Genomic DNA, 14535 nt, shown 5'->3' on the forward strand with positions numbered 1-14535 from the left:
CCCGGCGTCACCGGGACACCTCCCCGACGACCCGCAGCCGGCATCCGCTCCCGCGCATGGCGCCCTGCTCGCGCGGATGGACGCGCCGGCGACCGCCGCCCCCCGGGGAGGGCGTCTGGCCTGCGCATCTGTTCACGCGAGACGCCATCGTGACGGGCGGCGGCAGGCGGCTGCGGCCGGCGGCTCGAAAAAAATTCCGGGCCGGACCCATCCGGATCACGGGGGGCAGCGAAGCACTGGTGACCCACCGCACAGAGCCCCACACCACAGGGGCTCCACCGAAAGGACAGCACAATGGGCATCACGATCTCCCGCCGAGTCGCCTCGATCGCCGCAGCCGCCGCGGTCTCCGGACTCGTCCTCGCCGGCTGCTCGACCGACGACGGAAGCGACACCGAGACCACCGCCGAGGGCACCGCCAGCTCCATGATGAGCACCACCGCCTCCTCCGAGACCTCGTCCATGGAGGCCGAGCCGGCCGGCATGCTCGTCGGCCCCGGGTGCGCGGACTACGCCGAGGCCAACCCGGAGGGACCGGGCTCGGTCGACGGCATGGCGATGGAGCCGGTCGCCACGGCCGCCTCCAACAACCCGCTGCTGACGACCCTCACCGCCGCCCTGTCCGGCGGCGTCAACCCGGACGTCAACCTCGTCGACACCCTCAACAACGGCGAGTACACCGTCTTCGCCCCCGTCGATGACGCGTTCGCGCAGATCGATGACGCGACGATGGAGGCGCTCCAGACCGACGCCGACCTGCTCACCGGCATCCTGACCTACCACGTCGTGGAGGGCCAGATCACGCCCGACGAGATCTCCGGGATGCAGACCACTCTCAACGGCGCTGACGTCGATGTGACCGGTTCCGGCGACGAGCTCATGGTCAACGGTGCCAACGTGGTCTGCGGTGGCGTCGAGACCGCCAACGCCACCGTCTACCTCATCGACCAGGTCCTCATCCCCGAGGAGTGATCTGACCGATCGCCGCGGACGGGTGCCCTGAACTCCCGCCCATCCGGTGAGGTCGACCAGACGAGACGAGGCCCGGGCCGACGCGAGAGCGCCGGCCCGGGCTTCGTCGTGCGCCGCCGCCGAGCGGTCGGCCGAACCGGGCGCGGTCCGGCCACCAGGAGCGGGCCAGAACCAGAGGTCAGAACCAGTCGTCGCGCATGTCCAGCGTCGTGCGGTCGCCCGCGGCGAGCAGGTCGAACTTGGCGTCGACGATCGGGAGCTCGCGGCGCAGGAAGTACTCCGCGGCCCTGAGCTTGCCCGCGGCGAAGGCGTCGTCCTCGTCGTCGGTGCGCGCGCCCAGTGCCATCACCTGTTCGACCCAGATCCAGGCGATCACCACATGCCCGGCGGCCTCGAGGTACTCGGTGGCGTCGGCCAGGAAGGCCTCCGGATCCGTGGCCCCCACCTCCGCCAGCGCGGTGGTGACCTCGATGAGGCGGGTGACGCGCGGGCGCAGCAGCGCGGCCATCCCGGCCGCGGACCCGCCCGCCTCGGCGGCCCGGTCACACGCCTGGGTGATCCGCCCGGTCAGCGCGGCCAACCCGGCCCCGCCGCCGGCCATCACCTTGCGTCCCAGCAGGTCCTGGCCCTGGATGCCGTGGGTGCCCTCGTGGATCGGGTTGAGACGGTTGTCGCGGTAGTGCTGTTCCACGTCGTAGTCGATGGTGTAGCCGGCCCCGCCCAGAACCTGCACCGCGAGTTCGTTGGCCTTGAGGCACCACTGCGAGGGCCACGACTTGGCGATCGGGGTGAGGACGTCGAGCAGCATCTTCGCCGCCGCCGACTCCTCCGGGGATCCGGTCTTCTCGTCGTCGACCAGTCGCGCGCAGTACAGCCCCAGGGCGAGGGCGCCCTCCACGTACGATTTCTGGGCCAGCAGCATGCGGCGCACGTCCGCGTGGCCGGTGAGCATGACCTGCGGCGATGACGGGTCCGCCCCGACCTGCCGGCCCTGGGGACGGTTCCGGGCGTAGTCCAGCGACTTGAGGTACCCGGTGTAGCCGATGGCGGTCGCGCCGAGGCCCACGCCGAGGCGGGCCTCGTTCATCATGGTGAACATCTTCTTGAGGCCGGTGTTCTCCTCACCGACGAGGTACCCGACCGCGCCCGCCTGACCGCCGGGGGTGTGCATGCCCTGGCCCAGCGTGGGCATGGTGTTGACCGTGCCGCGGAAGCCCATCTTGTGGTTGAGGCCGGTGATGACGATGTCGTTGCGCTCGCCGATCGTGCCGTCGTCGGTGACCAGGAACTTCGGCACGACGAACAGGCTGATGCCGCGGGTGCCCGCCGGCGACCCGGGAACCTTGGCCAGCACCAGGTGCACGATGTTCTCGGCCATCTGGTGCTCGCCGCCGGAGATCCACATCTTCTGCCCGAACAGCCGGTACGTGCCGTCGGGCTGCGGCTCGGCCCGGGTGGTGATGTCGGCGAGGTTGGACCCGGCCTGCGGCTCGGACAGGCACATCGTCCCGGTGAAGCGGCCCTCGATCATCGGCTTGACGTACCGCTCGATCTGCTCGTCGGAGCCGTGCTCGATGAGCAGGTTGGCGTTGCCGGTGGTGAGCAGCGGGTAGGCCGCGGTGGAGATGTTCGCGGCGTAGAACCAGGCCATGCACGCCAGGTAGGCGGTGTAGGGCAGCTGCATGCCGCCGACCCGCTCGTCCATGGCCGCGCCCACGAGGTCGGCCTCGGCGAACTTCGCCAGCGCCTCGCCGATCTCGGGGATGAGCTCCACGTCCTCGCCGACCAATCGCGGCTCGGTGAGGTCGGCCTTGCGGAAGTGGGGCGCGAAGTACTTCTCGGCGAGTTCGGCCGACAGGTCCACCACGGAGTCGATCGTCTCGCGCGAATGCTCCGCGTATCGTTCCCGCTCGCACAGCTCGGCGACGCGGAGCCAGTCGTGCAGGAGGAAATCGAGGTCGGCGCGGGAGAGCAGGTGCGAGGGGGTCATGCCCCGCAGGGTACTAGCGCGCTGTATCAGCGGGGGCCGGCCCCGGTGCTCACGCGCCCGTTCCGCCGGCCTCGGCGCCCGTCGCGCCCGCCCCGTCCGTGGCACCCGCCCCGCCCGTGGCTGGGCCCCTGGTCGCCGCCGCGAACTTCTGTCCCATGCCGAGCATGGTCCTGGCGTACGCGGCGGGCAGGAACCGCTTGGCGCGGTAGGACTTGCGGGCGTCGGGGTCGGGGAGGATGAGGAACTGCTTGGCGTCCAGGCCCGTCATCACCTCGGAGGCGATCTCGTCGGCGCCCCGCTCGGAGCGGTCGATCAGCTTGCTCGCGAACCCGCTGGCGGCGGGGTCGGAGGCGTTGAGGCTCGAGGCGAGGTTGGTGCGGAAGAAGGACGGGCACAGCACCGACACGTCCACGCCGAACGGCTCGAGTTCCCACCGCAGGCTCTCGGAGATCGCCACGACCGCCGCCTTGACCGCCGTGTAGGAGGACATGGTGGGCGGGTGGACGAGGCCGGCGAGCGAGGCGGTGTTGACGAGGTGGCCGCTGCCCTGCGCCTTGAGCATCGGGACGAAGGTGCGGCATCCGCGCGCCACGCCGAGCAGGTTGATGTCGACGATCTGCCGCCAGTCGTCCTCGGTGAGCATCTCGATGCGGCCACCCTGGGCGATGCCGGCGTTGTTGACGAGCACGTCCAGGCCGCCCCAGATCTGCTCGACCTCGGCGCGTGCGGCCTGCCACTCGTCCTCCGAGCGCACGTCGAGCCGCAGGTAGTGGGCGTCGGCGGGCACGGAGTCGGGGCGGTCGTCGGTGGGGGCGAGGTCGGCGATGATCACCCGGTCACCGCGCTCGAGGAACGCCGTCGCCAGGGCCAGACCGAGGCCGGACGCACCGCCGGTCACCAGGACGCGGCGGTGGGTGTCCGCGGGGGAGGGGGACGACGACGAGAACGGCAGCCGGTCCAGGCCGGGCAGCGGCAGATTCTGCAGGGATAGATCGGACAGGGTCAATTCAGGGAGCGAGACCTTGGGCAGGCGCATGTGCCGAAACTACCGAGCGGCCAGCGGTGCCGGTTGTCCGACACCCCCGAGGAAGTCGGCGGCCATCTCCACCGCCGGGCCGGACGAGTCGGCGCCCTCGATGAGGACCGCGACCGCGATGTCCCCCGTGAAGCCCACGAACCAGCCGTGCGACGGCCCGCTGCCCACCTCGGCGGTGCCGGTCTTGCCGCCCAGCCCGGGCACGGACCTCGCGGCCGTCGCGGTGCCCGACTGCACGGTCTGCACCATGTAGCGGCGCAGGGTGTCGACCACGGCCGCGTCGAGCGGCTCGGGGGAGTCGTTGGCGACCGCGGGCATCCCGTCGATGAGTTGCGGCAGGATCATCCGGCCACCGTTCGCGAGCGACGCCGTCATCACCGCCATGCCGAACGGGCTGGCCAGCACCTCGCCCTGCCCGATCGCCGCCTCGACCCGGCCCGGGCCCCGCTCGGTGACGGGCACCTCCCCCGTGTAGGTGTTCAGCCCCGGGGTGAAGAACCCGACGCCGAGGCCCAGTGACGCGGCGGTGTCCTTCATCGCCGCGGGTTCCAGGCGGTCGCTGATCACGGCCTGAGTGGTGTTGCACGACCGGGCGAACGCCGTCTCCAGGGGGACGGGGCCCAGCTCGAAGTCGTCGTCGTTGGGGATCGTCCGGCCCGAGACGGTGACCGACGCCGGGCACGGCACGATCTCGTCCGGGCCCACGACGCCGGCGGAGAGCGCGGCGGCGGTGGTGACCACCTTGAACGTCGACCCCGGCGGGAAGCGGCCCTGCAGCGAGACGGGCCCCTGCCGGTCGGCGGCGGCGTTCTGGGCCACCGCCAGCACCCCACCCGTGGAGGGTTGGATGGCGACGATCGACGCGGCCAACCCGCTGGCGTCCACGGCCCGCTGGGCCTCGCGCTGCATCGAGATCTGGACCATCGAGACGAGGTCGTCGACCTCCCCGGCCGGGGCGCCCCCGATCTCGATCGGTTCGGCCCCGGGGTTGACGATCTGCGCCGACCAGCCGGCCTCGGACTGCAGCGCCTCCGTCCAGGCGTTCGGCAGGCCGTCGAGGGCAGGGGAGTCCAGGTCGCGGTCGGTGCGGATGAGCTGGCCCTGCTCCGGCAGGCTCACGCCCGGCACCGCGGCGAGCTGATCGCGGATCGGGTCGATGTCCGCCGGGCGCAGTGCCACGACCTGGTACGGCTGGTCGCCGGCCTCGGCCATGCCGTCGCGGATCGTCTGCCCGGTGATCGTCGGTGCGGCCCCGCTGACCAGCGATGCGACCGCGTCCGCGGAGCCGGCGGCGTCGGGTGCCAGCGTCACCGCCGTGACGGGGGTCCACTGCATGAGCGGCTCGCCGGTCCGGTCCAGGATGTCGGTGTCCCAGTCGAGTTCCTCGGCGAACGTCAGCCGACCCCCCTGTGCCAGCCGGGTGTCCAGCACCGTCGGCGCCCACTGCACCTTCCACTCGTCGCCCACCTCGGTCGTCCGCACCTCGCCGCGGGTGGTCACGCTGCGCGTCCCGGCGTCGGCCGCCTCGTCCCCGCCGGCCGGGCCGGAGCCCGCCTCGTCGTCGTCACCAGAACCGTCGGCGCCGCCCTCGTTCTCGCCGCCTTCATCGTCGGCTCCGGCGGCGCCCATGTCCCACGTGATCTCCACCGTCACCGGGTCGCGGTCGGGGCGCCCGTCGTCGCCGGTGGTGGTCGCGGAGATCGCGGGCAACCCCATCCCCTCGACGCTCGCGATGATGGTCTCCTCCGCGGCGGCCGGGTCGGTGGTCAGCGCGGCCGCGCCCGTCACGTCGCCCCGATTGAGGGCGGCCAGGAACTGGTCCACCTCGTCGGCGCCCGTGTCGCCGGTCAGCGCGGCGCACCCCGACCCCACGAGCACGACGGCGAGGGCCGCCGCCACGAGGCCTCCGGCGCGACGATGCGGGTGCCGGGTCGCGCCGGGATCGCGGTGGGGCCGCAGCGGGGGGCGACTCGGCTGAGAGGCGGGCGTGGGCATCATCTCTCCACGAAACCAGATCCCGGGCCCGGGCGCACCGGGAGCGCGGACCGTAGGCTCGGGCCCGTGAACCCCGACCGCCCCGACCCCGCCCCGGCACCCGTCGACCGCACCGGCGCCTCCCCGGTCACCACCGGTCTCGCGCGCGTGCTCGACGACCTCGTCCGCATCCCCGGCACCCGCTATCGCGTCGGTCTGGATCCGGTGATCGGGCTGGTCCCGGTGGTCGGCGACGCGGTCGGCACCGTGTTCGCGGCCGCCGTGTTCGCCGAGGCGGTGCGCAACCGGGTGCCCGTGCGGATCCTGTTCCGGATGGGCTGGAACTACCTGGTGGACGCCGTGCTCGGGCTGATCCCGTTCGTCGGTGACGTCGCCGATGCCGCCCACAAGGCCACGTCCAAGAACCTGCGGCTGGTCGACCGCACCATCGCCGACGGCAGACGCGTCGACACCGACGCGCGCGGCTACCTGCTGAGGGCGATCGGCGCGGTCGGGCTCATGCTGCTGGTCCTGCTCGGGATCGCCGGGCTGGCGCTGTTCGGCGTGGTCTGGCTCATCAGCCGGATCTGACCCGCGCCGGTCCACCTGCGCCGATCTACCCCCCGCCTATCTACCCCGAGGTGACGGGCAGGAGGCGACGGACCACGTCGTCGAGGGTGAGGACGCCGCGGACCTCGGAGACGTGGGTGCCCGGGTGCCCGCCGGATTGTTCGACGACGACGAGGTGCGCCCGTGCGTCACGCATCCGGCGGAACGCCTCCGCGACGGTCAGGTCGTGCTCGAGGGACAGGCTCGACCGCATGAGCTCGCGGGCGGTGGCCGGCCCCTCGACGTCGATGGCGTCCCGAGCGTGCACCACGCCGACGGCGGTGTCGTCCTCGAGGACCAGTAGCCGCAGGTGGCCGGTGCGGCGGGCGGTGTCGCGGATCTCGCCCGGGGTGGCGTCCGCGCCGACGGAGGACATCTCCTCGGGCGAGGCGGGCGTGTCGACCCCGCGCTCCCCGAGCAGGTCGCCCACGGTGAGCTCCTGCAGCTCGAGGGCGCTGAGCAGCTGGCGCTGATGGGTGTCGTCCAGGGTCCCCGCCTCACCGGAGTGCCGCACGAGCTCGCGCAGTGAATCGGCGTCCTGGCCCGCGGACACCTCGTCCCTCGACTCGACACCCAGCCGGTGCAGGATGTTGTTCGCCATGGCGTTGAGGGCGACCAGGAGCGGACGGGTGAGCCAGAGGAACGCCCGCATCGGGATCGCCAGCAGGGTGGCCGAGTACTCGGGATGCGTGATCGACCACGACTTGGGGGCCATCTCGCCCACCACGAGGTGCAGGAACGTCACGATGATCAGCGCGAGGATGAACGCGATGACGTCGGCGGTCCACAACGGCAGGCCCCAGCCGGAGAAGACCGGGGTGAGCCAGTGGTGCACGGCGGGCTTGGTGATCGATCCCAGCGCCAGTGCACACAGCGTGATCCCCAGCTGCGCTCCCGCCAGCAGGAGGGTGAGTTCGGAGGCGTTGCGCAGGGCCGCCCGGGCGGCCTTGCTGGTGGCGGCGGCGTCCTCGAGGCGGTGGCGCCGCGCGGAGATGAGGGAGAACTCGACGGCCACGAAGAACGCGGACGCCGCGATGAGCAGGACGGTCGCGGCCAGGACCACCCAGGGATTGCTCATGAGTCCGGACTGGGCCTCGGCGGCCATGAGGGTCGTGGTGGGGGTCATCGTGTGGCCTCCTCGACCACGATGTGCAGCTCGGCGGGGACGCGACGCTCGAGACGACGGACCTCGGCCCGCAGGACGCGATCGGCGGAGACCTCCTCGAGGATGTCGGTGTCGGGCAGCGGGATGTCCACCCGGTCGCCGACGTCCGGCAGGTCACCGATCGTCTCGACGACGAGGCCGCCCAGCGTCTCGGCGTCGACCTCGGGCAGGGTGATGTCGAGCAGGCGCTCGACCTCGTCCAGGTGGGTGTCGCCGCCCAGGACCCAGCCCAACCCCTCACTGACCGGGGCGTCCCCGGCGGCCTGCGGGTCGTGCTCGTCGGCGATCTCCCCGACGATCTCCTCCGCCATGTCCTCCATCGTCACGACTCCGGCGAACCCGCCGTACTCGTCGACGACCACGGCCATCTCGGCCTTCTGTTCGCTCAGGCGCGCCGCCACCTCGGGCAACGGCAGGGAGGTGGGCACGACGATCGGGGCCCGCATGACCTCCGACACCAGGGTCAGGGAGGTGTCCCGTTCGTCGTCGCAGATCACCAGCAGGTCGTGCAGGTCGACGATGCCGATGACGTCGTCGGAGTCCTCGCCGACCACGGGGTAGCGGGTGTGGCCGGTGGCCATCTTCGACAGCACGTCCGGGACGGCGTCCTCCCCGCGGACCACGTCGGTACGGGAGCGCGGGATCATCGCGTGCTCCGCCGGCTGTCCGGGGAAGTCGAGCATCCGGTCCAGCAGGCGGCTGAGCTCCGGGGAGAGTTCGCCGGTCTCGCTGGACTCGTGGACGATGTGCTCGAGGTCGCGGGCGGTGGCGGAATGCTCCTTGTCGTGCACCGGTTCGATGCCGACTGCCTTGAGCAGGGCCTCGGACGCCTTGTCGAACAACCCGATGATCCAGCCGAACAGCGCCAGGTAGATGGTGGTCGACCGGGCCAGCCAGCGGGCGACGGGCTCGGGTTTGGCGATCGCCAGGTTCTTGGGCACGAGCTCGCCGAAGAGCATCTGCACGACGGTCGAGAACAGCAGGGCCAGGACCGTGCCCACGCCGACGCCGATGGCCTGCGGAACGGAGGCGAGGCCGAGTAGTTCGCCCAGTGCCCGCCCGATGAGTGGCTCGGCCACGTAGCCGACGACGAGGGTCGTGACGGTGATGCCCAGCTGCGCGCCGGACAGCATGAACGAGGTCCGCCTGGTGACCCCGAGTACGCGGTCGGCGACGGGGTCGCCCTTTTCGGCGGCAGCCCCCATCCGCGAGCGATCAACGGCCATGAAGGCGAATTCCTGCGCCACGAAGTAGCCCGTGAGCGCGGTGATGGCCAGGACGACGGTGACGCCGACCAGGAGTGAGAGCGCGATGCTCATCCGGTGTCCCCCCTTCGATGAAGGGGGCTGATAGATCGGGCCGGGGTGTCGGCTCGGCTCACTGGAGGTGCTCCTGCGCTTCTCGATTACGCCCGGGGCAGATCGCCCGGGCTGATCGGTCCGATTCTCCCGTCTGGGGCACCGATTGTCGACTCCCACCCCTGCGGGGCAGCTCGAGCGGCACCGGTTTTGTCTGGCCCGGGGAGCAGGAGTATCACTGAGTTACATGACAACTCGGAATGCCGAGGTGGCTCTCGCCGATTCGGACCGCAGGTTCTTCGGCCACCCACTCGGATTGGCGAACCTGTCGGGGATCGAACTGTGGGAGCGGTTCAGTTTCTACGGCATGCAGGGTCTGCTGGCGTACTACATCTACTACGCGGTCGGCGACGGCGGACTCGGTTACTCCCAGGAGATCGCCGCCTCGATCGTCGGCGCGTACGGCGGTCTGGTGTACGCCTCCGCGATCCTGGGCGGCTGGGTCTCGGACCGCCTCCTCGGCGCCGAGAGGACGCTGTTCGGCGCGGCCGTGATGATCATGCTCGGCCACCTGTCGTTGGCGCTCGTGCCCGGGGAGATCGGCCTCGGGATCGGCCTCGTACTGGTCGGTGTCGGTGCGGGGACCCTCAAGGCCACCACCTCCACGGTGGTCGGCGACATGTACCGCCGGACCGACGACCGGCGGGACGCCGCGTTCTCGATCTACTACATGGCGGTCAACATCGGCGGCCTGACGGGCCCGCTGCTCACCGGGGTGCTGTGGGACAACTACGGCTTCCACTGGGGCTTCGGGGCTGCGGCCGCGGGTATGGCCATCGGGCTCATCCAGTACGTCGCGATGCGCGGCGCCACCCTCAAGGGTGTCGGCGCTGTCGTCCCCGACCCGCTCCCGCGGCCGCAGCGCGTCCGCTACCTGGGGATCGGCGCGGTCGTGGCGCTGCTCGTCGTGGCGGCCATCGCCACCGGCCTCGTGCCGCTGGAGTCACTGGCGGACATCGTCACCGCGATCGCCGTGGTCGGCGCGATCGCGCTGTTCGCCCTCCTCATCACCAGTGCGAAGACGGAGCCGATCGAGCGCAGCCGGGTGGTCTCGTTCATCCCGATGTTCGTGGCCTCGGTGGCGTTCTGGGCCCTGTTCCAGCAGCAGTTCACGGTGATCGCGATCTATTCCGACCAGCGACTGGACCGCAACCTGGGCGGCTGGGAGATGCCGGCGAGCTGGGTGCAGTCCATCAACCCGCTGTTCATCATCATCTTCGCCGCCGTGTTCGCGACGCTCTGGGTCAAGCTCGGGAACCGTCAGCCCTCGAGCCCGATGAAGTTCGCCCTGGCGAACCTCATCATGGGCATCGCCTACCTGGTGTTCCTGTTCTTCGTGGGCAGTGTGGCGACGCCGCTGCTGGGCATCGTCGGGATCCTGTTCCTGTTCACGATGGCCGAGCTGCTGCTCTCGCCGGTCGGGCAGTCCCTGTCCACCAAGCTCGCCCCGGAGGCGTTCAAGACGCAGATGGTCGCGCTGTTCTTCCTCAGCGTCTCGATCGGCAGTGCGTTGTCCGGTGTGCTCGCGGGGTACTACGACCCGACGGACGCCGGTGCCGAGCGCAACTACTTCCTCGTGCTGGGTGTCGCCTCGATCGTCCTGGCCGGGATCATGGCCGCGTTGTCGCCGTGGATCAGGAAGAACATGATGGGCGTGCGCTGACTCCGCCCCCAGACAACACGAGACAAGAAGATCCGCTATCCGGATTCCGGATCGGCTGCTCCATTCGGGAGCGCCGATCCGGAATCCGGATAGCGGATTTCGTAGGTCGCGTGGGCCGCGTGGGCTACGTGGGCCGTGTGCGCTGCGGGCGGTCATGCGTGGGCCGCGTGGGCCGCGTGGGGGACGTCAGTCGGCGGAGCCGGACTGCCAGACCTCCCACGGCACCGACCAGTCACCGTTCTGCCAGACCCCGAGTTCGGGTCCGCCCGTGCCCTTGACCTCCACGACATCGCCCGTCACGGCCTGGTCGAAGTACCACTTCGCGTCGGTGGGCGACAGGTTGAGACAGCCGTGAGAGGTGTTGGTGTTCCCCTGTGCCCACATCGACGACTCGAGCGCGTGGAAGTAGATCCCGTCGTTGGTGAGGCGCACACCGTGGTCGACGGTCACCTTGTACCCGGCGGACAACGGCAGGCCGTAGGTCGAGGAGTCCATCACCACGGAACTGGCCTTGTCGAGCACCGTGTAGTTGCCCGGCTGGGTCCAGAAGTGCATCGTCACGTCGCCGTAGGTGGCCCATCCGCCCTTGCCCATGGAGGTCGGCATGACCCTCACGGGTTTCTGGTCGTGGTAGACGGTGACGGTCTTGGTCGCGTCGTCGGCGATCGCCACGCGACGCTCGCCGATGGTGAAGTCGGCTTCCGCGCTCGCCCCGCCCCACTGCCCGCCGCCGAGGCTGCGTCCCTCGACGTCCAGCGCGACCTGCACGCGCGTGCCGGGCTCGTAGTAGTCGCGGGGCCGCCAGTGCGCGGTCGAGTCGTTGAGCCAGAACCAGTTGCCCTCGACCTCGGGGGTCGTCGTGACCGTCATGTGCTTCTCGGCCTCGTCGCGATCGGCGATCGGCTGGTCGAACCTGGCCGCGACGATGATCCCGACGCCGTACTCACGGTCGGACTCGAGGGCGGCCCCGCCCGTGGTGACGAGGCTGGGCGTGACGACGGCCAGCGGATCGGCCATGGTGAACGTGCGGGTGTCGCTCCGGCTCCCGCCGGCCGCGCCCTCGTACGTGATCTCAAGGGTGTAGGTGCGCCCGTATCCGAGGGTGACGGCCGGCTTCCACTGGGAACCGTCGCGTGAGAGTTCGCCCTCGATCTCCTTGCCGGCATCGTTGGTGAGCACGGCGTCCGTGATGGTCCCGTTCTCCACGGTGGCCCGGACACCGTCCACCACGGCGACCTCCGTGGCACCGTCGGCCGGGGTCACCTCCAGCGTCGCCGGGGCGGGCGCCTCGGAGGTCGGAGTCGTGGGCGTCGTCTCCCCGGCGGAACCGACGGGCATCGGGATCGTGCACCCGGCGGTGACCAGGAGCAGGGCGAGGAGAGCGGCGAGCAGGCCGAGGGGACCCGGCACCGCCCGAGCAGAGTGGGTTCGAGACCTGGACAGGGACATGCGGTACTCCGAAAGAACGAACGCGGGGCCGCCGGTGAGTCCCGGCTTATGTCCACATGATGCACTCCGGGTCCGACACCGGGCCAATCGCCGGACCGACGGACGCCCGGTCGTTGTGGATTCGTGATCGAACCGGGGAGTCCCCGCTGGCGAACGCGGAGGCGTACAACGGAGAGATGACTATCGACAAACCAGTGACCATCATCGGCGGCCACGGCAAGGTCGGCCTCCGCGTCGCCAGGATCCTGTCCGAGGCTGGTGCCGAGGTGTATTCGGTGATCCGCAATCCCGATCACGCCGACGACGTCCGCGCCGCGGGTGCGAACCCTGTCGTCGCGGACGTGGAGACGCTCGACGTCGATGGGCTCCGCGAGATCGTGCGCGGCAGCGGGGCGGTCGTCTGGACCGCCGGCGCCGGCGGCGGGAACCCCGACCGCACCTTCGCGGTGGACCGTGACGCCGCCATCCGCTCGATGGACGCGAGCGCCGCCGAGGAGGTGGGACGCTACGTCATGGTCTCCTACGACGGTGCGGGCCCCGACCACGGCGTCCCGGAGGACGACTCGTTCTTCCCGTACGCGGAGGCCAAGGGCGCCGCGGACGCGCACCTGCGCGACTCGGACCTGGGGTGGACGATCCTCGGGCCGGGGGCACTGACCGACGAGCCCGGCGGCGAGACCATCGGGGTGGGCGACGACAAGCGTGAGGACCGGTCGACCAGCAGGGACGCGGTGGCCGCCGTCATCGCCGCCGTCCTGCGCCGCCCGGACACCGCCGGTCGCACCATCGAATTCTCGGACGGCGACATCCCGATCGGTGAGGCGCTGACGAGGGAGTGACCCGCGGCGTTATCCTCTCCGCGTGAGGATCCTCGTGGGCGGTTCGTGGATCTCGGTGATCTGCGCGCTGCTCACGGCCCTGTGGAGTGTTCCGCAGTTCCTGTTCGAGGGCACGGTCACCCTCAGTTCCCACCCGCTGTTCGTGGTGCTGTTCCTCTTCCCGGCCCAGATCGGTGTCCCGGTGTGCCTGCTGGTGGCGCTCAACTCGCTGTTGATGGCGTTCCGTCGTCAGCTCACCACGAACCCGCGGAGGTTCCTGGCGGGCGGGCAGCTCATCACGGTCGTCCTGCTGGGCATCTGCGCAGCACTCCTCATCTCGCCGACGACGTTCGGCCGCGAGTTCATCGTCATGGCACTGGCCTTCCAGATCGGTCAGGTGTTCGTGGCGGTGGGGCTGGCCCTGCACCTGCTCCGCCGTCGGCGGCACCAGCGTGAGGCGGAGGGCGCACGCGTTCGGTGACGGGCTGACACTATGGACCGCATGCGTGCCATCCACATCTCCAGCCATGACGGACCCGCCGCTCTCGAGGTGGTGGACGTCCCCGAGCCCGACGCGGGTGCGGTGCTGATCGACGTCCACGCCGCCGGGGTGACCTTCCCCGAGGTGCTGCAGACGCGCGGCAAGTACCAGATCTCGCCGCCGCTTCCGTTCGTCCCCGGCTCGGAGGTGGCGGGCGTGGTGCGGTCCGCCCCCGACGGCTCGGGGTTCGCCGCCGGTGACCGCGTGTGTGCGTTCCCGGGTCTGGGCGGGTTCGCCGAGGTGGTCTCGGCCGATCCCGGTCAGGTGTTCCGTCTCCCGGACAGCCTGTCGTTCACGCAGGGCGCCTCGATCCCGATGAACGTGCTCACCGTCCACTTCGCGTTGGCCCACCGCGGCCGGCTGCAGGCGGGGGAGACGGTGCTGGTCCACGGCGCGGGCGGCGGGATCGGGATCGCGGCCACCCAGTTCGCGACCGCGATGGGTGCCCGCGTCATCGCCGTGGCCTCCACGGAGGAGAAGCGGGACCTGGCGCTGAAGGCCGGGGCGAGCGACGCGATCGCGCCCGAGGGCTTCAAGGACGCCGTGAAGGAGCTCACCGGTGGGAAGGGCGTCGACATCGTCGTCGACCCCGTGGGCGGGGACCGGTTCACCGACTCCATCCGGTCCCTCGGTCAGGAGGGGCGGATCCTCGTCATCGGGTTCACCGGCGGCGAGATCCCCACGGTCAAGGTCAACCGGCTGCTGCTGGGCAACAAGAGCGCCGTGGGCGTGGGCTGGGGCGAGTACTGGATGTCCAACCCCGGTTACCTGCAGAAGCAGTGGGCCGAGGTCGAGCCGCTCCTGGCCGCCGGCAAGCTCGACCCGCTGGTCGGCGCCGAGTTCCCCCTCGAGAAGGCCACGGAGGCTCTCGAGCTCATGGACGGCCGCGGCGCGGTGGGCAAGATCGTTCTCACCACTGGCCGGTGAGCTCCCTCTCGTCCCAGATCCCCATCGAGAAGA

At 70.8% G+C, this 14535-nt stretch carries 12 protein-coding genes; 6 read left to right on the plus strand and 6 right to left on the minus strand.

Translation table 11 applies throughout. The annotated features are described in order from the left end of the window. The first annotated feature begins 294 nt into the window (after positions 1–294). Positions 295–972 (plus strand): fasciclin domain-containing protein, encoded by a 678-nt coding sequence (locus tag AC3DEV_RS13555; RefSeq protein ID WP_167457869.1) that lies wholly within the window; start codon positions 295–297, stop codon positions 970–972. 178 nt (positions 973–1150) lie between these two features. On the opposite strand, the gene AC3DEV_RS13560 is transcribed toward AC3DEV_RS13555, so the two are convergent. Genes AC3DEV_RS13560 through AC3DEV_RS13570 form a run of 3 tightly spaced genes read right to left on the minus strand, consistent with a single transcriptional unit; the run spans position 1151 to position 5897 of the window. After that, positions 1151–2962, minus strand: a complete 1812-nt coding sequence (locus AC3DEV_RS13560) for an acyl-CoA dehydrogenase (protein WP_488372446.1) — start codon at positions 2960–2962, stop codon at positions 1151–1153. Between the two features lie 49 nt (positions 2963–3011). Continuing rightward, a complete protein-coding gene (locus AC3DEV_RS13565) occupies positions 3012–3998 on the minus strand; it encodes an SDR family NAD(P)-dependent oxidoreductase (RefSeq protein ID WP_488372447.1) in 987 nt (328 codons plus the stop codon). Between the two features lie 9 nt (positions 3999–4007). Further along, positions 4008–5897: a penicillin-binding transpeptidase domain-containing protein gene (locus tag AC3DEV_RS13570; RefSeq protein WP_488372448.1), complete on the minus strand. Its 1890-nt coding sequence runs from the start codon at positions 5895–5897 to the stop codon at positions 4008–4010. 162 nt (positions 5898–6059) lie between these two features. Between AC3DEV_RS13570 and AC3DEV_RS13575 the strand changes: the two genes are divergently transcribed. Next, complete coding sequence (locus tag AC3DEV_RS13575; protein WP_119192556.1) at positions 6060–6563, plus strand: DUF4112 domain-containing protein; 504 nt, start codon at positions 6060–6062, stop codon at positions 6561–6563. A gap of 40 nt (positions 6564–6603) precedes the next feature. Here the strand turns inward: AC3DEV_RS13575 and AC3DEV_RS13580 are convergent, their stop codons facing one another. Together AC3DEV_RS13580 and AC3DEV_RS13585 are read right to left on the minus strand one after the other, a co-directional pair. Continuing rightward, complete coding sequence (locus AC3DEV_RS13580; protein WP_253702200.1) at positions 6604–7707, minus strand: hemolysin family protein; 1104 nt, start codon at positions 7705–7707, stop codon at positions 6604–6606. After that, positions 7704–9065, minus strand: coding sequence for a hemolysin family protein (locus AC3DEV_RS13585; protein WP_488372449.1), 1362 nt, complete (start codon positions 9063–9065; stop codon positions 7704–7706). The genes AC3DEV_RS13580 and AC3DEV_RS13585 overlap by 4 nt, the downstream gene beginning before the upstream one ends. 226 nt (positions 9066–9291) lie before the next feature. On the opposite strand from AC3DEV_RS13585, the gene AC3DEV_RS13590 reads away from it, so the two are divergent. Then, entirely contained in the window at positions 9292–10767 is a 1476-nt protein-coding gene (locus tag AC3DEV_RS13590; RefSeq protein WP_488372450.1) for a peptide MFS transporter, read from the plus strand. Positions 10768–10953: 186 nt separating this feature from the next. Here the strand turns inward: AC3DEV_RS13590 and AC3DEV_RS13595 are convergent, their stop codons facing one another. Then, on the minus strand, positions 10954–12216 hold the full coding sequence (locus AC3DEV_RS13595) for a L,D-transpeptidase (RefSeq protein ID WP_206473461.1): 1263 nt from the start codon (positions 12214–12216) through the stop codon (positions 10954–10956). 176 nt (positions 12217–12392) lie between these two features. On the opposite strand from AC3DEV_RS13595, the gene AC3DEV_RS13600 reads away from it, so the two are divergent. From AC3DEV_RS13600 to AC3DEV_RS13610, 3 genes are read left to right on the plus strand one after another with little or no spacing between them, the layout of a single operon-like run. Beyond that, positions 12393–13055, plus strand: a complete 663-nt coding sequence (locus tag AC3DEV_RS13600) for an SDR family oxidoreductase (RefSeq protein WP_163376196.1) — start codon at positions 12393–12395, stop codon at positions 13053–13055. A gap of 22 nt (positions 13056–13077) precedes the next feature. Continuing rightward, positions 13078–13515, plus strand: coding sequence for a hypothetical protein (locus tag AC3DEV_RS13605; RefSeq protein WP_067719033.1), 438 nt, complete (start codon positions 13078–13080; stop codon positions 13513–13515). A gap of 21 nt (positions 13516–13536) precedes the next feature. After that, the gene (locus AC3DEV_RS13610; RefSeq protein WP_488372451.1) at positions 13537–14502 is read left to right on the plus strand and encodes an NADPH:quinone oxidoreductase family protein; all 966 of its coding nucleotides are present in this window, start codon (positions 13537–13539) and stop codon (positions 14500–14502) included. Positions 14503–14535: the final 33 nt, after the last annotated feature.

It is taken from the genome of Dietzia sp. IBK-p2-15D (assembly GCF_057773105.1).